The sequence below is a fragment of the Gilliamella sp. GillExp13 genome (assembly GCF_001690815.1).
In the GTDB taxonomy this organism is placed as follows: domain Bacteria; phylum Pseudomonadota; class Gammaproteobacteria; order Enterobacterales; family Orbaceae; genus Gilliamella; species Gilliamella bombi.
The window spans coordinates 20070-43435 of sequence record NZ_LZHJ01000133.1 but is presented as its reverse complement, the minus strand read 5'-3'; the positions used below and the strand labels follow the sequence as shown (position 1 = coordinate 43435).

25 protein-coding genes and 1 pseudogene are annotated in these 23366 nt (G+C 34.8%); 15 read left to right on the top strand and 11 right to left on the bottom strand.

Annotation, left to right across the window (positions count from 1 at the left end; all coding sequences use genetic code 11):
- The first annotated feature begins 265 nt into the window (after positions 1-265).
- The 10 genes and pseudogenes from A9G37_RS09710 (at position 266) to ybaK (ending at position 9915) form a co-directional block, all read left to right on the top strand.
- A pseudogene (locus A9G37_RS09710) lies at positions 266-758 on the top strand (cysteine hydrolase family protein).
- The gene (locus A9G37_RS09705; protein ID WP_034912385.1) at positions 736-1524 is read left to right on the top strand and encodes a DUF3100 domain-containing protein; all 789 of its coding nucleotides are present in this window, start codon (positions 736-738) and stop codon (positions 1522-1524) included. The pseudogene A9G37_RS09710 and the gene A9G37_RS09705 overlap by 23 nt, the downstream one beginning before the upstream one ends.
- Positions 1524-1973 (top strand): hypothetical protein, encoded by a 450-nt coding sequence (locus A9G37_RS09700; RefSeq protein ID WP_034912382.1) that lies wholly within the window; start codon positions 1524-1526, stop codon positions 1971-1973. The genes A9G37_RS09705 and A9G37_RS09700 overlap by 1 nt, the downstream gene beginning before the upstream one ends.
- 20 nt (positions 1974-1993) lie before the next feature.
- Complete coding sequence (locus tag A9G37_RS09695) at positions 1994-3313, top strand: amidohydrolase (protein WP_065575375.1); 1320 nt, start codon at positions 1994-1996, stop codon at positions 3311-3313.
- 81 nt (positions 3314-3394) lie between these two features.
- The gene (locus A9G37_RS09690; protein WP_034912372.1) at positions 3395-4168 is read left to right on the top strand and encodes a molybdopterin-synthase adenylyltransferase MoeB; all 774 of its coding nucleotides are present in this window, start codon (positions 3395-3397) and stop codon (positions 4166-4168) included.
- A complete protein-coding gene (gene dusC / locus A9G37_RS09685) occupies positions 4165-5121 on the top strand; it encodes a tRNA dihydrouridine(16) synthase DusC (protein WP_034912366.1) in 957 nt (318 codons plus the stop codon). Before A9G37_RS09690 ends, dusC begins: the two co-directional genes overlap by 4 nt.
- 309 nt (positions 5122-5430) lie before the next feature.
- On the top strand, positions 5431-6363 hold the full coding sequence (glyQ, locus tag A9G37_RS09680; RefSeq protein WP_034912362.1) for a glycine--tRNA ligase subunit alpha: 933 nt from the start codon (positions 5431-5433) through the stop codon (positions 6361-6363).
- A 10-nt stretch (positions 6364-6373) separates the two neighbouring features.
- Positions 6374-8446 (top strand): glycine--tRNA ligase subunit beta, encoded by a 2073-nt coding sequence (gene glyS / locus A9G37_RS09675; protein ID WP_065575374.1) that lies wholly within the window; start codon positions 6374-6376, stop codon positions 8444-8446.
- Positions 8447-8519: 73 nt separating this feature from the next.
- A complete protein-coding gene (locus A9G37_RS09670; RefSeq protein ID WP_034912356.1) occupies positions 8520-9338 on the top strand; it encodes a hypothetical protein in 819 nt (272 codons plus the stop codon).
- 91 nt (positions 9339-9429) lie between these two features.
- Positions 9430-9915, top strand: a complete 486-nt coding sequence (ybaK, locus tag A9G37_RS09665; RefSeq protein WP_034912354.1) for a Cys-tRNA(Pro) deacylase — start codon at positions 9430-9432, stop codon at positions 9913-9915.
- Positions 9916-10086: 171 nt separating this feature from the next.
- Here the strand turns inward: ybaK and A9G37_RS09660 are convergent, their stop codons facing one another.
- The 4 genes from A9G37_RS09660 to A9G37_RS09645 all read right to left on the bottom strand — a co-directional run bounded on the left by A9G37_RS09660 (position 10087) and on the right by A9G37_RS09645 (position 13201).
- Positions 10087-10359: an HU family DNA-binding protein gene (locus A9G37_RS09660; RefSeq protein ID WP_034912351.1), complete on the bottom strand. Its 273-nt coding sequence runs from the start codon at positions 10357-10359 to the stop codon at positions 10087-10089.
- A 173-nt stretch (positions 10360-10532) separates the two neighbouring features.
- Complete coding sequence (locus tag A9G37_RS09655) at positions 10533-11135, bottom strand: YjaG family protein (RefSeq protein ID WP_034912347.1); 603 nt, start codon at positions 11133-11135, stop codon at positions 10533-10535.
- The gene (hemE, locus tag A9G37_RS09650; RefSeq protein ID WP_034912343.1) at positions 11128-12201 is read right to left on the bottom strand and encodes a uroporphyrinogen decarboxylase; all 1074 of its coding nucleotides are present in this window, start codon (positions 12199-12201) and stop codon (positions 11128-11130) included. Before hemE ends, A9G37_RS09655 begins: the two co-directional genes overlap by 8 nt.
- A 106-nt stretch (positions 12202-12307) precedes the next feature.
- A complete protein-coding gene (locus A9G37_RS09645) occupies positions 12308-13201 on the bottom strand; it encodes a LysR family transcriptional regulator ArgP (protein ID WP_034912338.1) in 894 nt (297 codons plus the stop codon).
- 208 nt (positions 13202-13409) lie between these two features.
- On the opposite strand from A9G37_RS09645, the gene rpiA reads away from it, so the two are divergent.
- Positions 13410-14066 carry a ribose-5-phosphate isomerase RpiA gene (gene rpiA / locus A9G37_RS09640; protein WP_034912331.1) on the top strand — a complete coding sequence of 219 codons (657 nt, stop codon included), beginning with the start codon at positions 13410-13412 and terminating at the stop codon, positions 14064-14066.
- 79 nt (positions 14067-14145) lie between these two features.
- Entirely contained in the window at positions 14146-15387 is a 1242-nt protein-coding gene (gene serA / locus A9G37_RS09635; protein ID WP_065575373.1) for a phosphoglycerate dehydrogenase, read from the top strand.
- A gap of 136 nt (positions 15388-15523) precedes the next feature.
- Here serA and srlR read toward each other — a convergent pair whose 3' ends face one another.
- The 6 genes from srlR to srlA all read right to left on the bottom strand — a co-directional run bounded on the left by srlR (position 15524) and on the right by srlA (position 19656).
- A complete protein-coding gene (gene srlR, locus A9G37_RS09630; RefSeq protein WP_065575372.1) occupies positions 15524-16306 on the bottom strand; it encodes a glucitol operon DNA-binding transcriptional repressor SrlR in 783 nt (260 codons plus the stop codon).
- A gap of 98 nt (positions 16307-16404) precedes the next feature.
- Positions 16405-16764 (bottom strand): transcriptional regulator GutM, encoded by a 360-nt coding sequence (locus A9G37_RS09625; protein ID WP_034913471.1) that lies wholly within the window; start codon positions 16762-16764, stop codon positions 16405-16407.
- 78 nt (positions 16765-16842) lie between these two features.
- Entirely contained in the window at positions 16843-17622 is a 780-nt protein-coding gene (srlD, locus tag A9G37_RS09620; RefSeq protein ID WP_034913467.1) for a sorbitol-6-phosphate dehydrogenase, read from the bottom strand.
- A 12-nt stretch (positions 17623-17634) separates the two neighbouring features.
- The gene (gene srlB, locus A9G37_RS09615; protein WP_034913463.1) at positions 17635-18003 is read right to left on the bottom strand and encodes a PTS glucitol/sorbitol transporter subunit IIA; all 369 of its coding nucleotides are present in this window, start codon (positions 18001-18003) and stop codon (positions 17635-17637) included.
- A gap of 96 nt (positions 18004-18099) precedes the next feature.
- Entirely contained in the window at positions 18100-19086 is a 987-nt protein-coding gene (gene srlE, locus A9G37_RS09610) for a PTS glucitol/sorbitol transporter subunit IIB (protein WP_034913459.1), read from the bottom strand.
- Between the two features lie 21 nt (positions 19087-19107).
- The gene (srlA, locus tag A9G37_RS09605; protein ID WP_034913455.1) at positions 19108-19656 is read right to left on the bottom strand and encodes a PTS glucitol/sorbitol transporter subunit IIC; all 549 of its coding nucleotides are present in this window, start codon (positions 19654-19656) and stop codon (positions 19108-19110) included.
- 273 nt (positions 19657-19929) lie between these two features.
- Between srlA and A9G37_RS09600 the strand changes: the two genes are divergently transcribed.
- The 3 genes from A9G37_RS09600 (at position 19930) to mutH (ending at position 21824) form a co-directional block, all read left to right on the top strand.
- Entirely contained in the window at positions 19930-20466 is a 537-nt protein-coding gene (locus A9G37_RS09600; protein ID WP_034913453.1) for a Dps family protein, read from the top strand.
- 61 nt (positions 20467-20527) lie between these two features.
- Positions 20528-21076, top strand: a complete 549-nt coding sequence (locus A9G37_RS09595) for an NADPH-dependent FMN reductase (protein WP_034913448.1) — start codon at positions 20528-20530, stop codon at positions 21074-21076.
- Positions 21077-21152: 76 nt separating this feature from the next.
- Positions 21153-21824: a DNA mismatch repair endonuclease MutH gene (mutH, locus tag A9G37_RS09590; protein WP_034913444.1), complete on the top strand. Its 672-nt coding sequence runs from the start codon at positions 21153-21155 to the stop codon at positions 21822-21824.
- 101 nt (positions 21825-21925) lie between these two features.
- Here the strand turns inward: mutH and argA are convergent, their stop codons facing one another.
- Positions 21926-23254: an amino-acid N-acetyltransferase gene (gene argA / locus A9G37_RS09585; protein WP_034913441.1), complete on the bottom strand. Its 1329-nt coding sequence runs from the start codon at positions 23252-23254 to the stop codon at positions 21926-21928.
- Between the last annotated feature and the right edge of the window lie 112 nt (positions 23255-23366).

Genomic DNA, 23366 nt, shown 5'->3' with positions numbered 1-23366 from the left:
TTAGCAAAATAATAATTATTATAGAGCAATTTATCAGGGTATAAAGACCATGATTTAAAATAATTTTCATTTAATTTATTTATAGTTAGTTTTTGATAATAAATTTACTTTATAAAAGTTTTTATAAAATAAATTAAATTCAAAAAGATACCAATTAGATCTTAATTTTATAAAAAATATAATCAAATTACTTATTGAAAATAACTTGTCATATCAAATATTTATTAATAAGCTTTAATATTATTTAATAGTTTATTTACTTGATATGAAAGCGTTAATTTCAATTGATTATACGAATGATTTTGTTGCTGATAATGGAGCTTTAACTACAGGCCTAGCTGGTCAAAAAATTGAAGCAGAAATGCTAAACGTAGCAGAATCATTTATAAAAAATAATAATTTTGTCGTTTTTGCTATCGATTCTAATGACCCTTCTGATAGATTTCACCCTGAATATTCTCTTTTTCCGCCTCATAATATAATTGGTACTTTAGTACAACAATTATTTGGTAGTTTAAATAACCTTTATCAAAAATATAAAAATACTAATCATATCTATTGGATAAATAAGCGCCACTATTCAGCTTTTTGCGAGACGGATCTTGATTTACGATTACGCGAAAAATGCTGTAACCAGCGTTGATCCAATCGGTCATCAATGGGCTTTAGATCATTTTAAAAATACATTAGGGCAACGATACTTTAAAAATATTTTAAATAAATTAAGGAGTAAGAATGAAAGTTTTACGAGATTATAAAGTGCATTTACTTGCATTAGTCGTTGTTTTGGCATGTGAGTTTATCGGTAAGCAGTCTATTTGGATTATCGCAGTGTATCCGATGTTATACGCCATGATCATTGGTGGAGTAATAAGTGTTCCCAAATTAAAGATATTAAAACTAAACAATATGAATAATGCCAGCGCCATTATGATTGTAACTTTGATGTTACTTATTGCCAAGCTTGGCGTTTCTGTCGGTCCTAAGATTGATATGATTCTAAAAGATGCTAAGTTAGCATTAATTTTTCAGGAATTAGGCCATTTTGCTGGTACGATTTTATTGGGTTTGCCACTAGCAATGATATTAGGCATGAAACGTGAAGCTGTAGGTGCAACTTATTCTGTTGCTCGCGAACCGAATATAGCAATTGTTGCAGATAAATATGGATTGGATTCCGCTGAAGGTCGAGGCGTTATGGCGATGTATGTTTGTGGCACACTTTATGGCGCTATTTGGATGAGTATACTAGCCAGTGTGATGGCAAAACTAGATATTCTCCATCCTTATGCTTTAGCCATGGGAGCTGGGGTTGGAAGTGGTAGTATGATGGCGGCATCACTTGCTCCAATAAGTGACCTTTATCCAGAAATGGCTAGTGAAATCAAAGCCTATGCAACAACAGCAAACTTAATGTCGAGTGTTGTTGGCATTTATATTTATACATTATTTTCACTACCATTTGCCTCTTTCTTATATAACATTTTTTCGCGTTTACGACGTAACAAAGAAGGAGCACTATAATGAAAAGTTTAGAAACAATATTTTTACTGATCTTAGTTGCCATTATTATGGCTGCTGGTAATACAGTAGGTTACAAAATTGATTTTATACTGTCATTAGAAGCGTTATCAATTTTAGTTGTTATATCAATTGTTGGCTATTTTGTTGGCAAAATTCCAGTATTAAACAAATTTCCGGTCATTTTATGGGTATCAATTGTAGCCGCAGTGGCTTCATCACCTATTTTCCCTTTTCATGAACAAGTTGTTTCACTGACTGACAAGGTGTCTTTATTGGCGGTTTGTACCCCAGTGCTTGCTTATGCTGGATTGGCTATTGGTAAAGATTTAGCATTATTTAAAAGTATCTCATGGCGAATTATTCCTGTTTCATTAGCTGTATTTTCAGGCACTTTTATTTTGGCAGCGATCATTGCTCAAATCACCTTGCATTGGGAAGGTGTTATCTAATTTAAACTAGGATTTAATTTATGACAAAAGAAGAACTTAAAAAAAAGGTTTGTAGTGCAATTGCAAACCGTAAAGCTGATATTAAAGCAATTGCTGAATCAATTTGGGCAGAACCTGAACTTGGTTATAAAGAACACAAAACAGCCAAAAAAGTTGAGCAAACTTTTGAAAAACTAGGTGTTCCATTTAAAAATAAATTAGCAATAACAGGAGTAAAAGGTCGTTTAAAAGGAGGAAAAGGTAGCAACTATAGCATTGCCGTTATCGGCGAGCTTGATGCTATTATTTGTGCAGATCACCCTGCTGCTGACGAAACATCTGGTGCTGCGCACTGCTGTGGACATAATGCTCAAATTGCCAATATGATGGCAGTAACGATGGGATTAATTGATTCAGGGGCTATGCAATTTTTAGCTGGCGATGTCGTACCATTTGCCGTTCCAGCAGAAGAATATGTTGAAATAACTTATCGAAATCGCTTAATAGAAGAAGGTAAAATCAAATATATTGGTGGCAAACCAGAGTTAATTTCACGTGGCGAGTTTGACGATATTGATATGGCATTACAAATACATTTAACTAGTGTACCTAATGAACGTCAAAATGGTTTTATCGAAATATCAACAACTAGCAATGGTTTCATCGGAAAATTAATTAAATATAAAGGTGAGGCAGCACATGCAGCTGCAGCGCCTCATGCTGGCGTCAATGCCTTAAATGCTGCGATGATGGGAATGATGGGGGTGCATGCTATTCGTGAAACATTTCAAGAAAAAGACTACATTAGATTCCATCCAATTATTACCCAAGGTGGTGATTTAGTTAATGTAGTTCCAAGCGATGTCAGAATGGAAAGCTATGTGCGCGCAAGCAATGTGCCAGCCATGATTGATGCCAATGAGCGAATAAATCAAGCATTAAAAGCTGGAGCAATGGCTGTTGGGGCAACGTGTGAAATTAAAGATCTACCAGGTTATTTACCTTTGCAAAACAACCCAACACTTAATGACTTTTTACAAAGTAATGCACAAGATCTAATTGGTGCTGATAATGTTTGGATTGCGCCTCATATGACAGGTAGTACGGATACTGGAGATTTATCTCACATTATGCCTGTTAGCCACCCATGGATTGGTTCAGTTCGAGGTGTTTTACATGGTAAAGATTATACGGTATTTGATGAAGAAATGGCTTACATCCGTCCTGCGCAAATGATGGCATGTACAATTATTGATTTACTTTATGATGATGCCAAACCTGCACAGAAGCTGATGTCAGAATATAAACCACTAATGACCAAAGAGGAATATTTAACCTTTCTATCTGGCTTTGACAAATAATCTTAATAGCTTGGCATATTGTTGTGCCAAGTTTCTGTTATAATGCTTTTTCATAATTAATCACAATAATAATCGCACAATATGCTAGAACTTACTGATCAAGAATTGTTTCGTTATGATAGACAAATCACATTGCGTGATTTCGATATTGATAAACAGCAAATATTGAAAAACAGTTCAGCACTGATCATTGGTTTAGGCGGACTTGGTTGCGCTGCATCACTCTATTTAGCCGCATCAGGTTTAGGCAAATTAACGTTAGTTGATTTTGACACCATATCAAAATCCAACTTAAATCGACAAATCTTATATACCGAAAGCTTTATTAATCAATACAAAGTCGAGGTGGCAAAAGAGACCTTAACCAATATAAATGCCAATACGTTAATTGAAACAGTAAATCAGCGACTTGATGATAATAAGCTTATTTCACTTATTAAACAACATGATATTGTCATAGACTGTACGGATAACCTAGTGACACGAGAGCAAATTAACCGCTGTTGCTTTCAAGTAAAAAAAACGTTAGTTTCTGGAGCGGCAATCCGTATGGAGGGGTTATTAAGTGTATTTACATACCAACCTAATGAACCTTGTTATCACTGTTTAAGTCGCTTATTTGGTAAAGATCAACTCACTTGTGTTGAGACCGGCGTCATGGCTCCGCTTGTTGGAATGTTTGGTTCCATGCAAGCCTTAGAAGCGATAAAAGTGTTAACTCAATATGGAAAACCATTAATTGGTCGTGTATTAATGATTGATACAATGACAATGGAGTTTAGCCAAGTTAAATTTACCAAACAACCTAATTGTCCTGTTTGTGGTAATGGTAATACCAATCAGGTTTCTCAATGAAAATTAATCGAATTATTTTAGCTCCTATGGAGGGAGTACTTGATTATCAAGTCAGACAACTTTTAACTGAAATTAACCAATTTGATTATTGTGTTACAGAATTTATCAGAGTGACCAATCACAAATTATCAAATAGGACTTTCTATCGCCTATGTCCTGAACTTTACAATAATGGAAAAACCAAATCTGGCACGCCAGTTCGTGTCCAAATTTTAGGACAGTCGCCAGAGTGGATGGCTGAAAATGCCGTTAAAGCTATCGAATTAGGTTCTTATGGCATAGATATCAATTTTGGTTGCCCTGCCAAAACTGTAGTTGGCAGCCATGGTGGCGCTTATTTATTACAATATCCAGAGCAGATATTTAATATTATCAGCCAAGTACGACAAGCTATAGGTGCAACAAATAAATTATCAGTCAAAATTCGCTTAGGTTGGGATAATAAATCACATTGCCACGAAATTGCCAACGCAATTGAACTTGCCGGAGCCAACGAAATAGCAATTCACGGAAGGACCAAAGAAGACGGCTATAAAACTGAAAAAATAGATTGGCAAACAATAGGCCAAATCAAACAGCACTTAAAAACTCCTGTTATTGCTAATGGTGAAATTTTCTCTATTGCAGATGCAGAAAATTGCATAAGCCAAAGCCAAACTAATGACATTATGCTAGGGCGAGGTATTTTAACTATTCCAAACCTAGCTAATATGATTCGAACTAAACAGTCAGCATTAAATTGGCAACAAGTGATGGAAATTTTAATTCACTATGCAACATCATCTATTGATAATGCTAAACCTCTTTATCACTCTGCTCGCATCAAACAATGGCTTGCTTATTTAAAACAGCACTATGTTCAAGCGTCAGAAATATTACAAAACATTAGAACACTCAAATCACAACAAGAAATTTGTCAATTTTTAACTAATGGCAACAAAAATAATACATAAAAATCGAGGATATTTTGCCAACGATTAAATAAGCTAAATAACATATTACTAATAAAATATAGTCTATTCATTTGATATTAAACGATTAATTAATGTTAATCAGAAAAGGTTATATGTTGTCCTACTTTTCCATAAAAAACGTTCAGGTAGAGTATTGATTTTATTTTATTTTTATTTTTGTAGAAAAATCAATTATTTATTCAATATTAGGCAGAGCCTGATTAGGCATTTCACAAGTATTGATAAAAAGTATAATATATAGCACTATTTAAATTATCGAAATATCAATTCAACCATAAAGATAACATCATGCAAAAGTTTAATGTCAAAACCTTTCAGGGGTTAATTCTTACGTTACAAGACTACTGGGCTAATCAGGGATGCACTGTGATTCAGCCTTTGGATATGGAAGTTGGTGCGGGGACATCTCACCCAATGACTTGCCTACGAGCGCTGGGGCCAGAACCTATTAATGCGGCTTATGTTCAACCATCACGTCGCCCAACCGATGGCCGCTATGGTGAGAACCCAAATAGGCTTCAGCATTATTACCAATTTCAAGTTATCTTAAAACCTTCTCCTGATAATATTCAAGAGCTTTATTTAGGTTCGTTAAAACAATTAGGTCTTGACCCAACTGTTAATGATATCCGTTTTGTTGAAGATAATTGGGAAAACCCAACCCTTGGTGCTTGGGGGCTTGGATGGGAAGTTTGGTTAAATGGTATGGAAGTAACCCAATTTACTTACTTTCAACAAGTTGGTGGGCTTGAATGTAAGCCAGTTACTGGTGAAATCACTTATGGACTTGAACGCTTAGCAATGTATATTCAAGGCGTGGATAGTGTTTATGATTTGGTTTGGAGTGATGGTGCATTTGGTAAAACAACTTATGGCGATGTGTTTCATCAAAACGAAGTTGAGCAGTCCACTTATAATTTTGAATATGCAAATGTTGAATTTTTATTTTATTGTTTTGAACAACACGAAAAAGAAGCCAAGTTTTTGCTTGAGTTAGAAAAACCACTGCCACTACCCGCTTATGAACGCATCTTAAAAGCGGCCCACTGTTTTAATTTACTTGATGCTCGTAAAGCAATTTCAGTAACTGAGCGACAACGTTATATTTTGCGCATCAGAACATTAACCAAAATGGTGGCAGAAGCCTATTACGCATCTCGCGAAGCTCTTGGCTTCCCTATGTGCCAAAATTCACAATCTAACGAAAGTGCATCAAAGTAGGAATTAGAAGATTATGCAAAAAACATTTTTAGTGGAAATTGGTACCGAAGAGTTACCACCAAAATCACTCCGCACGTTAGCAGAAAGCTTTGCGGCTAATTTTATACAGCAGCTTGATAATGCCAATTTAGAACATGGTGAGGTGCTTTGGTATGCATCGCCTCGTCGTTTAGCATTAAAAGTTTTGAATTTGAATGATACGCAACCCGATAGTCAAATAGTTAAACGTGGTCCTGCGGTCAGCGCAGCCTTTGATGCCAATGGCAATGCAACTAAAGCTGCTGAAGGTTGGGCTCGTGGTTGTGGTATTACAGTTGATCAGGCTGAGCGTATACAAACCGATAAAGGTGAATGGCTTTCTTATACTCAAAATCAAAAAGGTCAGCCAGTTGTTAATTTGTTATGTGATATGGTTAAAACCGCATTAAGTAAATTACCTATCCCTAAACCAATGCGTTGGGCAGCTCGTCAAGTTGAATTTATTCGTCCATGTCATACTGTTACTATGTTGTATGGTGATGAGCTTGTGCCTGGTACGATTTTAGAGATTAAATCAGATCGCATTATTCGTGGCCATCGTTTTATGGGTGAGCAAGAGTTCACTATTGATAATGCAGACCAGTATCCTGAAATTTTGGAACAACGCGGTAAAGTAATTGCTGACTACGATAAACGTAAATCTATTATTAAACAACAAGCTGAAGAAGAAGCTGCAAAATTAAATGGTAAAGCGGATTTAACAGATAATTTGCTTGAAGAAGTTTCATCTCTAGTTGAATGGCCTGTTGTGTTAACTGCTAAATTTGAGGAGCGATTTTTAGAGGTTCCTGCTGAATCATTGGTTTATACCATGAAAGGCGATCAAAAATACTTTCCTGTTTATGATAAACAAGGCAAATTATTACCAAACTTTATTTTTGTGGCTAATATTGAGTCAAAAGATCCACAAGTTGTAATTTCGGGTAATGAGAAAGTAGTTCGCCCTCGCCTTGCCGATGCTGAATTCTTTTATCAAACTGATTTAAAACAACGTTTAGAAGACCGTTTGCCTCGCCTTGAAACAGTTTTATTTCAGCAACAGCTTGGAACAGTTAAGGATAAAGCAATTCGCATAGAGTCGTTATCTGGCTTTATTGCCGATAAAATTGGGGCTGATGTTGAGCAAGCCAAACGAGCGGGCAAATTAACAAAATGCGATTTAGTGACTAATACTGTTTTTGAATTCCCTGAAACACAAGGTATTATGGGGCGTTATTTGGCCCTTAAAGATGGCGAAAGTATTGAAGTTGCAACCGCCATTGAAGAACAATATAAACCGTGTTTTGCTGGTGATGAATTACCAAGTACTGCTGTTTCTTGTTCAGTGTCTATCGCTGAAAAATTGGATACTTTAGCCGGCATTTTTGGTATTGGTCAGCATCCTAAAGGTGATAAAGATCCTTTTGCATTGCGTCGCGCGGCTATTGGTGTTTTACGTATTATTGTTGAAAAGGCACTGCCTTTAGATCTAGTTGAATTAGCCAATTATGCCACATCATTATATGGCGATAAGCTTAATAATAAAAACATAGTTGACGATATTGTTAATTTTATGCAGGGTCGTTTCCGAGCTTGGTATCAAGAACAAGGCTTTGCAATTGATACGATTCAAGCAGTTTTAGCACTTAATCCAACTAAACCCGCTGATTTTGATGCACGCGTTAAGGCAGTCACTCACTTTAGAACCTTGCCCGAAGCCTCGTCATTAGCCGAAGCTAATAAGCGAGTGTCAAATATTTTATCTAAAGTTGAGGTTACTATTCCTGAGCAGATCAATGCAGCCTTGCTAGAAGCAGGTGCTGAAGGCGAGTTAGCTAAAAAATTGGCGATTTTAACCAATAAACTTTCACCTTACTTTAGTGAAAGCCGTTATCAAGATGCGTTAATTGAATTATCGTCATTAAAAGAGACGGTGAATGCATTTTTTGATTCAGTCATGGTTATGGTTGACAATGAAGAGATTAGACTTAATCGATTAGCGCTTTTGAAAAAGCTACAAAACTTATTCTTGAAAGTAGCTGATATTTCATTATTGCAAGCTTAATTTACGAATTTAATCATTCAAAAATAATAGTGGTAACTAAGCCAGTTACCACATATAAGGAACTTACATAGAAATGCAAAAAAAAATCTCTTTTTCTTTAACTTTTACACAAACTCGCAATTTTATTCGTAATCGCATTACGCAATTTGTTCTTGTTAGTCTAACGCTAGCTTTAATTCATACGTTTTTTAATTCTTTCTTTGACAAACAAAATCTAGCCGAACAAATCTATTTTTCACGAAATTTAACTAACTATGTTTTATTCGTGATGTTGGCATTACTAATTGGAATTATTTCAAAAGCAATTAGTATAGCAACAATTTCTAACCTTTATATCAGCGATAAACTTAATTTAAATCTATTACTGTCTAAAGCGTTATCAAATACATTAAAAATTATTCTTTTTTATCTTATCATTGGTGTCTTTATATTTTTAGTCTCATTTATGTTATCTATAGTGCTTATTAGTTTAAATTTACTTTTACCTAAAGCACTTATTTTTATATTAATTTTTTTAGTACTACTGATTCCAATCCTGATTTTAATTATTTTTTGTAACTTCTTTTTTGCTTCGCTGGTTGAACCTGGTCAAAACAATATTCTTGACTCACTTTCATTAAGCATTCAGTTATCAAAAACACAGTGGCGCTCAGCTATTTTGATGGTATTAATTTACCTAGCATTTGTGATGGTTTTTGCTCAATTAGCTATTGCGTTCGATAATGACAATTTTGTCCTTGATACAATCTTCTCTTTCTGTAGTATCTTTTTTGATATTTTTGTTACTAGCTTTTTCTATCGTCTTTATACGCTGGCAAATAATTCCTCTAACTCAGTAGCACCACCTAACAGTGATAATAAAAATCAAGAAGACCACAAATTAATTCTTTAATTGTTATTCATTTCCTTACCAACTCTATTTTGGTAAGGATATCATTTGCCATATACTATTTTGATTTAACTAAATCTATTGGATATAAGCTATGACTCCAGCAATTGATTTACTTAAAAAGTTAAAAATAAAATTTAATATCCACCAATATAAACACGATCCCAACCAAACTAACTATGGGCAAGAAGCGGTTGATAAACTTGATCCCAGTTTGAATGTTACAGCAGCACAGGTATTTAAAACCTTGGTTGTGAGTTTAAACGGTAATAATAAGACGTTAGCGGTTTGTGTATTGCCTGTCGATAGTCATTTGGATCTTAAAAAAGTCGCAAAAGCACTAAAATGTAAAAAAATAGATTTAGCTGATCCTAATTTAGCTCAAAAGGTAACAGGTTATTTGGTGGGAGGAATTAGTCCACTCGGTCAAAAGCAAAAACTACCCACACTCATTGATTTAAGTGCAAGTGAGCACGCGACAATGTTTATATCAGGCGGGCGAAGAGGATTAGAAATAGAAATTGCGCCTCAAGATTTGATTGATATATTACAAGCGAAATGGGTTGAAATAACCACTTAAAATTATTAATAATATAATACTAATTTGGTTCTAATACTACTTATAAACAAGATGGAAAAGTGAAGGCAATTGTCTTAAAACAATGTATTTTTATTGAGATGATAAGGTCATAAGGCTATACCCTATGACCTAATACTTCTATCAATCAAGTTGACAGTAAGAAAGAGCAACTTATTTGATTGCTTCTTTTAAAGTTTTACCTGATACGAATGCTGGTACTTTACTTGCTGCAATTTTAATTTCTTTACCAGTTTTTGGATTACGACCAGTACGAGCTTTACGAGAATTAACTTTAAATGTACCAAAACCAACTAATTGAACTGGCTCACCAGCTTTCAATGATTCAGTAATAGCGGCTAATGTAGCTTCCAACGCCGTTTTTGCAGCTACTTTGGTAATATCAGCTTTGCTAGCAATAGCGTCAACAAGTTCTGTTTTATTCATGGGTATATCCTTACATATTATTTTATTGTTAAAGTTAACATTATAAACGAAGATAAAACTTAATATTCTAGCTTCGTTACTGTAAACGTTGCTTAGATTACATTGCTGTTAAATGTAGTCTATATTTGTCCAATATTAAAGAAAAATTTAATAAAAATTTTAAAAATTACACTTTAAACGCCTTGATAGCTCAAAAAAACACCAATATTGCTAGTTCCCGCTGCTCGAATTTCATCTTTCAAGCCTTTTATCAACTCATTCATTTCATTATTTTCTTCGCGTAGCAATCGAAATATTTCCCACTGCAAATCAAATTCATCAATAACACTAGGTAAAGTTTGCTGTTCATCTTCTGAAAGAGTAACATTTGTTCTGGTCATTTCAAATTCAGCAATAGTAGTTGCTGATATACTACTGACTTTAGCGGTATGTTCGGCGATTTCACCACTCAAGTAAGAGTGCAAAACTTCGCCAAGCGCATGACAAGCATCGATGGCAGGATAAACCATATAAGGACTGTCATCTGTTACAGTTGGAATAATGAGTTCTAATTTTTCAAGCTGTAAATCAAAATTGATTTTTACATCTTCAACTAATAGCGATTCCCAAACTAAATCTAGTATTTTTTTGTAATTTTTAGCATCATCTTCATTTTGTTGTTGATGACAATAAAAAACAAAGTTGGGATACATTCGTTCGCATAAGCAGACCATAAATAGACGTTGTTTCCATTGTGGTAACTTTTCTAGCCTTAATTGAACAGGATTTTTAATCATGATGAAACCTTTTTGACAGTCGATGTACCGCTTCAATCAAATGCTGTACATTCTCTACAGGGATATCTTGGTGAATACCATGCCCTAAATTAAAAACATGCCCATTGTGATAGCCATATTCATTAAGAACGGCCTCTACGTTAGATTCAATTGTTTGCTTTCTTGCATATAAAACGGAAGGATCTAAATTCCCTTGTACTGCTATTTTCCCTTTTTGAGTAATCTGGCTTAAATTTACAGTCCAGTCCACTCCCACCGCATCACAACCAGTATTAATAATACGATCAAGCCATATTCCTCCTCCTTTAGTAAATAAAGTAACAGGAATGTACGAGGTTATATCTTGACTTTTTTTACCTTGTTTTAATTGCGATAAGATCTGTTGCATATAGTCAAGTGAAAATGTTTGATAGCTTTGATGACTTAATACGCCGCCCCAAGTATCAAAAATCATAATCGATTGTGCTCCCGCTTGAATTTGTGCATTTAAATATAATGCGATACTGTTTGCGAGTTTTTCAAGTAGTTGATGCAACGCTTTGGGCTCACTATAAAGCATCTTTTTAATTTTGGTGAATGCTTTGCTACTGCCTCCTTCAATCATGTAGGTGGCTAGTGTCCATGGGCTTCCCGAAAAACCAATTAGTGGAACTTTACCATTGAGTTCTTTTTTTGTTAATCGAATCGCATCCATCACATATTTAAGTGATTGCTCTGGATCTGGGATGGGTAATTGTTCAATATCTGATATGCAAGATATCGATTTTTTAAATTTAGGTCCTTCACCCGATTCAAAATATAAGCCAAGCCCCATAGCATCAGGGATTGTTAAAATATCAGAAAAAATAATAGCAGCATCAAGCTCAAATCGTTGTAATGGTTGTAAGGTGACCTCACAAGCTAATTCTGGCGTTTGACACATCGTCATAAAATCACCCGCTTTTGACCTTAATTGACGATACTCAGGTAAATAACGACCAGCCTGTCGCATCATCCAAACTGGTGTATAGTCTGCAGGCAAACATTGTAAAGCTCGTAAATAACGATCATTTTTTAATTGGCTCATATCTTCAGCTCTTTAAATATAGACTTTATTTTGTTAAAAAGTTTCAGGTAAGTATGTGTTTCAGTATAAAAATCACTTAATATATTTATTCTTTGTGATCTAAATCCTAAGGCTGTGATAATGTTTGTTGTGCATAACGAATCAAGGTTTCAGAGATGTTTTGCATTACACTACTTTCAGGAGCAAAACGATGCCAATATAGCATACGTCTTTGATATAACCCATCAGTTAAGTTAATTAATTCACCATTTTTTAATTCTTGCTCAACTTGCAACTTTGGTAACATACAGCATGCCGAACCTTGTTTAGCTAATTGCACAAAAGCTTCAGATGAACTAGTGATATGGCAAATTACACTGCCTGGCGTAAGGTTAAAGTTTTCTTGTAAGAAGGCTTGATGCATATCATCTAAATGATCGAATGCAACAGCAGGCGCTTTTAATAAAGATGATCGAGTCACCCCAGTTGGAAAGTACTTTTTAGCAAAATCAGGTGAAGCCACAAAAATATAGTCTAAAGCACCTAATAAATCAGACAAGCAACCTGGTAAAGGATTAGCTTGAATGCTAATCGCACCAACCACAGTCCCTAAACGCAATAATTCTAACGTATGTTCTTCATCTTTGACTTGAATATCAAAACGTAAGATATTTTTATCTAAAACTGGTTTTAACGCAGGTAAAAACCAAGTTGCTAAAGAATCAGCATTAATCGCAATAGATAACGACAGCGGTGTGGCATTTTGCTCGTTATCACCTAACCATTGCTGTTCTAATAATTCAACTTGATGTAATAAACCAAGCAGGTGCTCACCTTGTTTGGTTGCTTTCGGAGGAATGGTCCTAACTAGCAGTTGTTGACCAAAAAAGCTTTCTAATTGTTTGATACGTTGCGAAACTGCTGGTTGTGTAATACACAATTTATCAGCAGCTCTTTCAAATCCTCGTTCCTTTATCACCGCATCTAATGCTTGTAATGCTCTATAATCTGGACGCTTCATAATCTCTTTATTAATAATTTGATCATTGCTCAAATATTAAATCTACTTTAATATCGTAATAAGTTTTAAATATATCACAAAGTTGATTTAATTCTTAAAATCCTAATGATTTTTGCTTTCTAATTGGGTACTATGCCATATCTTCAACAATTTTGCTTTCAAAATTTTATTTTTTTAAGAAAAATTATCCTCAAAATAGGGGGTTCTTATGACACAAGACGAATTAAAAAAAGCCGTAGGTTGGTCAGCCTTAAAATTTATCAAACCCGATTCTTTTATTGGTGTAGGAACAGGCTCCACCGCATCCCATTTTATTGATGCATTAGCTACAATAAAAGATCAAATCAAAGGCACTGTATCTAGTTCGGAAGTATCGACCCAAAAATTAAAAAACTATGGTATTCCTGTTCTCGATTGTAATGAAGTCGATTGTTTGGATGTCTATGTTGATGGTGCAGATGAAATTAATCACCAATTGCAAATGATTAAAGGAGGTGGTGCAGCTTTAACACGCGAAAAAATTGTTTCAGCCATTGCTAAACAATTTATTTGTATTGTTGATGAATCAAAAGTTGTTGATGTATTAGGTAAATTCCCATTACCGGTTGAAGTGATCCCAATGGCACGTTCCTATGTTGCTCGTGAGTTATATAAGCTGGGCGGTAAACCAATATATCGTCAAGGCGTTATAACCGATAATGGTAATGTGATTTTAGATGTTCATGATCTTGTCATTGCCAAACCAATGGAGCTTGAAAACCGAATTAATAACATTGCAGGTGTGGTTACTGTTGGATTATTTGCCAATAAAGGCGCTGATATTGCGCTTGTTGGATGCAGTACGGGTGTAAAAGAGCTGAGATAAAATCATTTACTACAATAAAGTTAATAATGGTATTTAGTTATAGGTACCAATTTGTATGCTGAAGGAAAGAGAGGAAATAATGGTTATTCAAACTTTAACCAAAGATGAAAATAAGTTTTTATTACTTGAGGGAGTTCACCCTAGCGCAATTGAAATATTAAAATCCGCCGGCTTTACCAATATTGAATATCATAAAAGCGCATTATCACCTGAAGAACTTAAGCAAGCTCTGAAAGATGTTCGGTTTATTGGGATCCGATCAAGAACACAATTAACTAAGGATATTATCGATTCTGCACCTAAACTTGCTGGCATTGGCTGTTTTTGTATAGGTACCAACCAAGTTGATCTTGATGCAGCGACAATAAAAGGGATTCCTGTTTTTAATGCACCATTTTCAAATACGCGATCTGTAGCAGAGCTAGTATTAGCCGAAGCAATATTATTACTTCGTCGAGTACCAGATGCAAATGCTAAAGCTCACCGTGGAAAATGGAATAAGATTGCGACGGGTTCACACGAAGCTCGTGGTAAAAATTTAGGTATTATTGGTTATGGGCATATTGGTAGCCAACTAAGTATTTTGGCTGAATCGTTAGGGATGAATGTTTATTTTTATGATATTGAAACAAAACTACCTTTGGGCAATGCTAAACAAGTTTCAACAATGAAAGAATTACTAGCAATAAGCGATATTGTTTCAATGCATGTACCAGAAAATCCAACAACCATCAAAATGATTAGTGATAACGAAATTGATGCAATGAAACAAGATGCAATTTTAATCAATGCTTCACGCGGTAAAGTTATCGATCTTAATGCTTTAACTAAAGCTTTAAAAACCAATAAACTCAGTGGGGCAGCTATTGATGTTTTTCCAACAGAGCCTGCTAGTAACAACGACCCTTTTGAATCTCCATTATGTCAATTTGATAATGTAATTATTACTCCGCATATCGGTGGTTCAACTAGCGAAGCACAAGAAAATATTGGGATTGAGGTCGCAAGTAAACTAGCTAAATATTCTAATACTGGTGCGACACTTTCAGCAGTTAATTTTCCTGAAGCCTCTTTACCTATTCCAGCTAAAGGCTCTAGTCGTTTTATTAATATTCATCGTAACCAACCTGGTGTTCTAACTGCTATCAATACGTTATTCGCTGAACAAGGGCTTAATATTTCAGCACAATATTTACAAACTGATCCTCAGATTGGTTATGTTGTTATTGATATCGATAGAGTTAAACAAAGTAAGGCTGAAGAATTGTTAGCTAAACTGAAAAACGTGCCAGGAACAATTCGTGCTAGATTGTTATTTTAAGGTGATAAGTCGGTACGCTTGTTAGCCGCTCAGCTTTAGCGGGTTTTTAATTTTGAGTAAATTAAATTTGTTTTGTTAATAATTTGCATCACTCAAATAGATTCCCGCTAATGCAACATTTAAACAATGCTATTTTTTATTCTTTATCAATTACTTCTACTTTAATGACTTTAATGCCTCGTTGTATGAGTGCTTCATAATATTTGTCATCTAATTTCTTGTCGGTGATGATGGTATCAACAGCATTTAAGTCACACACAACATTAGGACTACGCCTGCCAAACTTGGTTGAGTCAGCTAATAATATTAATTTTGCCGCAGCTTTACTCATGGCAACACTGCCGTGATAGCTTTCATTAAATGTTGTCACGCCCCCTACTAAATCAATCCCATCAGCCCCCATAAATAGTTTATCAAAAGTGTAAGATTCAAATATGGCCGCAGTTGATGCGCTGTTACTGTGAAAAGAGGCCGATTTACGGCGAAAAGTGCCACCTGATAAGATAATAGTATGATCATTATTATGCGCAACGAGTTCATTTACAATGTGTAAGCTGTTGGTCATAATAGTCAAATTATTGAAACTTGTCAGTATAGGAATCATCTGAGCAACAGTACTTCCAGAATCAAAAATAATTGAGTCACCTTCTTGGATCAATTTAACTGCTTCGTATGCAATTGATTTTTTAGATCCAATGTTGATGTAGGTTTTATGATCAATAGCTCTATCACCAATTTCACGGTTTAACATGGCACCGCCGTAGGTACGTAAAACTAGACCACTTTGGCTGAGTTGAGTAAGATCTTTACGAATTGTAGTTCCAGTCGTTTTGAAATGCTCAACTAATTCATCGATACTAACTTGCCCATGATTTTGCAGGTATTCTAAAATAGCTGTTTGTCGTTGCCTTACTTTCATATTATGATTCCATCATTATTAGTATATAGGAAATTTTATTTTGCAAACCATTATACTTTATAATGAAAGAAATTACTTTTCAAAATAAAAGATAATTATTAATTGTTTGCTGTTAAGGCAACAATCAACGCACTTTGTGATATTAGGTCGTTTGGAAATATTTTTTCTGGGATTATTTCTGATACAGATAAGCCATGGAGCTGGGAAATAGATTTAGGCAATGCAAATACAGTGATCCCTTTCATTATGATAGAATCAATCACAACTTTATTTTCATCTAATGAAATTGCGATTAATACTCTTGGTCTAAATCGTTTACTTTTACTGCGACCGACACCTAAGTAGCAACCTTTTTGTAAAGCTAGAAACGCTTTATTGAAACGACGAATTTGAAACCAACTAAAAATAATTTGAATACACCAAGCAATAAGTGCTATAGCAACTAGAGTGGTCGTCATATTTAATATTTTTCCATTTTATTTAAGCTAGAATAAAAAGTGCGATAAGTTTAAATTAACTTTCGCACTTTATTTTAACTAGAACATCACTTGTCCACCAGTAATGTTGATTGATTGCCCTGTGCAATATGATGCTTTATCACTTGCATAAAATAGCAATACATCAAGTACATCTTGATAATCACAACCTCGTTTTAAAGGGACTTTATCAATATAAACTTGTTCCACTTGGTTTTCAGGAATACCTAATTTTTTAGCATACTGTGGTATTAACGATTGGAACATAGGGGATTTTAATAAGTTACCTAACATTAATGAGTTTACAGTAATACCGCAATCAGCAAGATCTAGGGCTAGTGATTGTGTTAATCCTACACCACCAAATTTGGCTGCACTGTATCCCGAATTATGTTTGCTACCCACTTTTCCAGATTTCGAATTGATTTGGATAATACGACCAGCGGTATTATGTTTTACCATTAATTTTGCAAATTCACGCGCACATAAGAAATAACCAGTTAAGTTGACATCAACCGATAATTGAAAATCACTTAATGCAAAACTGGTAATTGGAGCTGCACGTGCAATTCCTGCACTGTAGACTAATAAGTCAGAATGTTTAAATATAGCTTCAACGTCTTGCGCTAACTTGATGACACTAGCTTCTTTGGTTGCATCAACAACAAAGCCTTTTGCTGTGCCAGCGCCATATTTTTGATTTATTTCATCTGCAACTTTGTTTGCATTAGCGGCATTCAAGTCTGCAACGGCAACTTTGTATCCAGCATCAGCGATACCTTTACATAAGAATTCACCAAGAGTTTGTCCGCCACCTATAACAACTGCTACTTGTTTCATTTTTTATGTTCCTTAATCATTTACAATTCTAATTTCATCATCCACAAAAAGCTGACTTGGAGTTTCACCTTCTATATGAATGGTTCCTGGTAATTCGGCTTGACTATTACCATCAAATTTTAATGTGATATGACCTAATTCACGGAAATTAACGCTAGCAACATCACCCACCGCGGTAATTTTGTAACTCTGTTTACCTAGATAAATGGTCTGCCCAACTTGTAAATCTTGTTTTAAATCATCATGACTATGCACAAAACAATAATCCGCTAAATCTGCTGGTGCTCCAGTTTTAAACAGGATTAACATACCATCCGTTAATGCATCTTGAGCAAACTCACCAATTTGACTAATTTTTGATTGATAGATAATATTTGACATCATTAACCTTCTTATTTCTTGCTTTCACTTAATCCAAGCTTTTTATTTTTAACGTTAGTTTAAAATGGGATGGAACCATCCCATTTTTTAAACAATCTATTGATAGATAAATAACGATACCGCCCATGCAACTAATACTGTTGGCGCACCAGTTAAAAAGCGGCTAACTAACACCGATGGTACCCCTACTCGAACTGTATCTTGTTTAGCTTCAGCAAGTGATAAACCAACAGGAATAAAGTCACATGCTGCTTGTGCATTAATGGCAAATAATGCTGGTAATGCTAAATGAGGTGGAATATTACCAAGTCCAATTTGAACACCAACTAATGTCCCAATAACTTGAGCAATAACCGCACCAGGACCTAAGAATGGGGAAAGTAATGGAAATGAACAAATTAAGGCTAAAATAACCAATCCAAGCGGATTGTTTGCCAGTGGTACTAGCCCATGCGCAATAAAGTTACCCAATCCAGATGCAATGATGATACCAATTAGTGCCGATACAAACGCCATAAAAGGAAGTATTGTTTTCAGTACAGTGTCAATTGTATCTCGGCCAGCTTGGAAGAAGACAGCAACACCAGACCCCATACCGATACCAATTCTTGCTAACAAACCATCGCTTTGTTCAGTAATTTTTTTGCTGCTGTCATAATCTTTAAATTCAGACGATTTATCGTTTGTTGCTGGTTCGCTTACAACATCGCCTTCTTTTTCTATTAGCTTGATATTGTGAGGTTTTACCGCAGAAACATAAATATCTTCAGCAATATATTGAGCCAGAGGGCCTGATTTACCTGTGGCATGAATATTGATAGTTGGTATACGATTTTTTGGATAAATTCCGCAACGTAATGTTCCTCCACAATCAATCACAGCAACACCAATTTCTTCTTTAGGCGGCTCGCCATCTTTAAAACCATCAATAGCTTCCCAACCTGTTAGATCAACTAAAGTGTCAACTATGGCTGGACGAGTACCTGCTGCAATATAAACAATTTTTTTACCAGCAATAACTGGAAGCTCCAAAGGTCCACCCCAACCTGCTTCGCCTTTTTCAATTTGGATAAATTTTGCCATTTTTTATATTCCTTATTTTTATTATAGATGAACTTTTCTTTCTAACTTGATGCCCATTTTTCTTTCAAAAATGGCAGTACAAAAGTCAGTAATCCACCCCCTAAAGAAGTTAGTACCTAAACCAACAAGGAAATAACTCACAGCAAGAGGGCCTAAAGGTAAATTTAGGGTAGTTAAACCGGCAGCTATTCCCAAATAAACAAAAAGTTCACCAGGGTTAACGTGTGGAAAGAGTCCATTCATTGAATGGCAACTATAAGATGAAGCTGCATAATAACTCGGTTTGTAAAACTCTGGCATAAACCGGCCTAGGCTTAATGTCATTGGATTACAAAATACGAAAGTTCCGATAAGTGGTAATAATAGATATCGAGAAACAGGATTGCCCGCACAAGCTTGCGCTAAACGTTCAATACGTTCTTGCCCAATAAATTTAATCACTGCGTTCATCACAACAAGTAATGAAATTAATAATGGTAATATACTTGTTACCATACCCACAAATACCTTGCCGCCTTCTTGGAATAAACCAATAAACCATTCGGCACCAAATGAAATAGCATCAATCATATTGTCTCCTATTGAGTTAAATTTCGCATTAATGCTATCAATTTTGAAATGCAAAAACTTTTAACTAAATCACACTTTGAAATATTTTCTTTTATTTTGAAAGATATTATTTCAAATAAATAGAAACAAGAAAAAGTAAGAGATAAAAAAACCATAGGTTACTGAAATAGCAATGATAGTAAAAAATTAACGTTTTTTATTGGACATTCACATTAAGTTGGCGTAATTTTGTCAATACGGGGATTTATTATTCAATTTAAAGGAGAATATATCATGGCTAAAAGTACGGCTTCTGCTAAAAAACTACAACAATCAGCTATTTTGTTTCCTACTGATTTAGGACAAAAGGCATCAAAAGATATTTCTGGAGCAATGAATTCTGTTTTAGCAGACGTATTTGCTTTATATTTAAAAACTAAAAACTTTCATTGGCATGTTAGTGGCCCTCATTTCCGTGATTACCACTTAATGTTAGATGATCAAGGTGAAGAGCTATTTGCAATGACAGATCCGATTGCGGAACGCGTCCGTAAGTTAGGTGGAACAACTCTACGCTCAATTGGTCACATTGCTAAATTACAAAGTATTTCTGATAATGATGCAGATTTCGTTGAACCATCAGATATGCTTGCCGAGCTATGCCAAGATAATGTAAAACTAACAGAACGTATGCGTGTTGCACATGATATTTGTGATAAATACAATGATACCGCTACTGCCAGTTTAATTGAAGAGTGGATCGATCAAACAGAACAACGTGCGTGGTTCTTATTTGAAGCAGGCCGAAAAGTCGACTCATCAGGACATTAACAAATACTATTAATTTAAGAGGTATTAAAAATACCTCTTATAAAAAAAGTGGAGATTTAAGATGAGTAAAAAAATTGCTGTACTAGTAGGGAGTTTACGCAAAGACTCTTATAACTTAAAAGTAGCAAAAGTTTTTCAAAAAATCGCACCACCATCACTTTCATTACAAATTATTCAAATTGGCGATTTACCTTTATATAATGAAGATATTGATAATGATACCCCTCCTGCCTCTTATACTCGTTTCCGCAAAGAAGTAGCCGATTGTCAAGGTGTTATTTTTGTGACACCAGAATATAATCGTGGAGTTCCTGCTGTTATCAAAAATGCAATAGATGTTGGTTCTCGTCCTTATGGTAAGAGCATTTGGTCTAAAAAAGCCGCTGCAATTGTTTCCGTTTCACAAGGTGCAATTGGTGGGTTTGGCGCTAACCATCAACTTCGTCAATCATTAGTATTTCTTGATATGCCGACATTACAACAGCCTGAAGCTTATATTGGTAATGTAGCTTCTGCTTTTGATGAAAGTGGTAATATTACTGAAAAAAGTAAAGAATTCTTATCCCTTATTATTAATAGCTATGCAAGTTGGGTTGAAAAGTTAAGCTAATAACTCTTTATTTTAAGATTCACAGTCAATATAATTGACTGTGTTTTCTTAACAAGTAAGTTAACTATTTTTTGCCATGCCTATATTTTTTCCTAATAGTGAACAAGAATTATTGCAACGAGCTCAGTTAGCAGCAGGTTATACTTTTGGCGAGATAGCACAATACTTAAACATACCTATACCGAATAATTTAAATAAACAAAAGGGTTGGGTAGGCAATCTTATTGAAACTTTTTTAGGAGCAAATGCTGGTAGTAAAGCTGAGCAAGATTTTGCTAATCTTGGTATAGAGCTTAAAACTATTCCTGTTGATAAACACGGTAAACCACTTGAAACAACCTTTGTTAGTGTCACACCATTAATGGCTAATCATGGCGTTATTTGGGAGACAAGCCATGTCAGATATAAACTTGCAAAAGTGCTTTGGATTCCGATAGAAGGTGAAAGAACTATTACTCTCGCAAATAGAAAAGTTGGAAAACCTATTATGTGGACACCAACTAAAGAACAAGAACAACAGCTCAAACAAGACTGGGAAGAGTTAATGGATATGATAGCACTAGGGCATGTTGAAAAAATTACCGCTCGATATGGTACTTATTTACAAATTAGACCTAAAGCAGCCAATGGACAAGCTCTTACCAAAGCAATTAGTGAAAATGGTGATATCATTTTAACTCGACCACGTGGATTTTATTTAAAAAAAGCATTTACAATGCAAATTTTAAATACTGTTGTAACATACTAATTTTAATTACTTTTTATAGCTGGCATTAATATCCCATTATTTAATACCTAATTTATAATATTAAAAATTTTAGTTGCTCCCAGATCTATTTTAAATATAGTTCAAAGAATATCAAGCATTAAAATTTTAGAATTTCTTTGATAATTATAAAGTTTTTTCTTTTTAATAGGTAAATCATCTACTTCTGCTGGATTAAAACCTTTTTCTCTAAACCAATGAATACTACGTGTAGTTAAAACAAATATTTTCTCGAGCCCTAGCTGGATTGCTTTTTCTGTTAACTTTTCAATTAAGTCATCTCCTCGAGATGAATTGCGATAATCAGGATGAATAGCTACACAGGCCATTTCTCCCATTTTTTCTTCAGGATATGGATAAAGCGCAGCACAACCAATTGTCATATTATCACGTTCAATAATAGTAAATTTATCGATCTCCATTTCTAACTGCTCACGTGAACGTTTAACCAAAATACCTTGTTCTTCAAGTGGGCGTATGAGTTCTAAAATTCCTCCAATATCGTTAATAGTTGCTAAACGCACTTGTTCAGAATGTTCCATCGCTACTTGTGTTCCAATCCCGTCACGAGAAAATAATTCTTGTAAAATTGAGCCATCAACCAAATAACTTACCAAATGGCTTCGTCTGACTCCACTACGGCATGCTTTAGATGCTGCACGTAAAAAACGTGCTTCACTAGATAAAGGTTTACCTTGCTGCTCTTTTTTGTTGACATAATTATCCGCATCAACAGGATAAAGGTCGGTAATAACACAACCGTTTTCATCAAGTACTCCTTGTTCAGCACAAAAACTGATTAATTTATCCGCTTTTAAGCGAATAGCAACTTCGGTTGCGACATCCTCAGACGCTAAATTGAAACTTTCACCAGTAACCGAAACGCCAACAGGGCCTAGTAACACAATTGAGCCACGATCTAATTGTTCAGCTATAGCTTCGTTGTTTATACGACGGATTTTACCTGTATGACAATAATCAACCCCATCATCTACTCCTAAAGGTTGTGCAATCACAAAATTACCACTCACAACACTTATATGAGCTCCTTGTAATGGAGTATTATTTAAACTCATTGATAAACTTGCGGTAATATTGAGTTGTAATGAACCTGTAACTTGTTTAATGATGTCTAGTGTTGTTGCATCGGTAATACGCGTATTTTTATAATATTTAGGTGTGATATTATGATTTTTTAAAGATTCATCAATCTGATTGCGAGCACCATTAACAATAACAAGTTTAATACCAAGACTATAAAGTAAACCAATATCACTGATAATACTCGAATAATTATTACTTTTTAACACTGCGCCTGTGAGCAAAATTACAAATGTTTTACCATGATGTGCATTAATATAAGGTACTGAATGTCTTAAGCCATCAACTAACTCAGTTGTACGTTCTTTCATTTTCACAACCACCTCAAACTGAATACTTATTCACTTTTTGTGTATTTTTATTTATTTTTGGTTTTATGGCAAGCAATATTTCAAGAATCTAATAAAAATCTTAAAATTTGCT

Bases quoted from the DNA above. Each gene is read 5' to 3' on its own strand.
- A9G37_RS09705 (WP_034912385.1), top strand. From the start codon at position 736: ATGAAAGTTTTACGAGATTATAAAGTGCATTTACTTGCATTAGTCGTT.
- A9G37_RS09700 (WP_034912382.1), top strand. From the start codon at position 1,524: ATGAAAAGTTTAGAAACAATATTTTTACTGATCTTAGTTGCCATTATT.
- A9G37_RS09695 (WP_065575375.1), top strand. From the start codon at position 1,994: ATGACAAAAGAAGAACTTAAAAAAAAGGTTTGTAGTGCAATTGCAAAC.
- A9G37_RS09690 (WP_034912372.1), top strand. From the start codon at position 3,395: ATGCTAGAACTTACTGATCAAGAATTGTTTCGTTATGATAGACAAATC.
- dusC (WP_034912366.1), top strand. From the start codon at position 4,165: ATGAAAATTAATCGAATTATTTTAGCTCCTATGGAGGGAGTACTTGAT.
- glyQ (WP_034912362.1), top strand. From the start codon at position 5,431: ATGCAAAAGTTTAATGTCAAAACCTTTCAGGGGTTAATTCTTACGTTA.
- A9G37_RS09670 (WP_034912356.1), top strand. From the start codon at position 8,520: ATGCAAAAAAAAATCTCTTTTTCTTTAACTTTTACACAAACTCGCAAT.
- ybaK (WP_034912354.1), top strand. From the start codon at position 9,430: ATGACTCCAGCAATTGATTTACTTAAAAAGTTAAAAATAAAATTTAAT.
- A9G37_RS09660 (WP_034912351.1), bottom strand. From the start codon at position 10,359: ATGAATAAAACAGAACTTGTTGACGCTATTGCTAGCAAAGCTGATATT.
- A9G37_RS09655 (WP_034912347.1), bottom strand. From the start codon at position 11,135: ATGATTAAAAATCCTGTTCAATTAAGGCTAGAAAAGTTACCACAATGG.
- hemE (WP_034912343.1), bottom strand. From the start codon at position 12,201: ATGAGCCAATTAAAAAATGATCGTTATTTACGAGCTTTACAATGTTTG.
- A9G37_RS09645 (WP_034912338.1), bottom strand. From the start codon at position 13,201: ATGAAGCGTCCAGATTATAGAGCATTACAAGCATTAGATGCGGTGATA.
- rpiA (WP_034912331.1), top strand. From the start codon at position 13,410: ATGACACAAGACGAATTAAAAAAAGCCGTAGGTTGGTCAGCCTTAAAA.
- serA (WP_065575373.1), top strand. From the start codon at position 14,146: ATGGTTATTCAAACTTTAACCAAAGATGAAAATAAGTTTTTATTACTT.
- srlR (WP_065575372.1), bottom strand. From the start codon at position 16,306: ATGAAAGTAAGGCAACGACAAACAGCTATTTTAGAATACCTGCAAAAT.
- A9G37_RS09625 (WP_034913471.1), bottom strand. From the start codon at position 16,764: ATGACGACCACTCTAGTTGCTATAGCACTTATTGCTTGGTGTATTCAA.
- srlD (WP_034913467.1), bottom strand. From the start codon at position 17,622: ATGAAACAAGTAGCAGTTGTTATAGGTGGCGGACAAACTCTTGGTGAA.
- srlB (WP_034913463.1), bottom strand. From the start codon at position 18,003: ATGTCAAATATTATCTATCAATCAAAAATTAGTCAAATTGGTGAGTTT.
- srlE (WP_034913459.1), bottom strand. From the start codon at position 19,086: ATGGCAAAATTTATCCAAATTGAAAAAGGCGAAGCAGGTTGGGGTGGA.
- srlA (WP_034913455.1), bottom strand. From the start codon at position 19,656: ATGATTGATGCTATTTCATTTGGTGCCGAATGGTTTATTGGTTTATTC.
- A9G37_RS09600 (WP_034913453.1), top strand. From the start codon at position 19,930: ATGGCTAAAAGTACGGCTTCTGCTAAAAAACTACAACAATCAGCTATT.
- A9G37_RS09595 (WP_034913448.1), top strand. From the start codon at position 20,528: ATGAGTAAAAAAATTGCTGTACTAGTAGGGAGTTTACGCAAAGACTCT.
- mutH (WP_034913444.1), top strand. From the start codon at position 21,153: ATGCCTATATTTTTTCCTAATAGTGAACAAGAATTATTGCAACGAGCT.
- argA (WP_034913441.1), bottom strand. From the start codon at position 23,254: ATGAAAGAACGTACAACTGAGTTAGTTGATGGCTTAAGACATTCAGTA.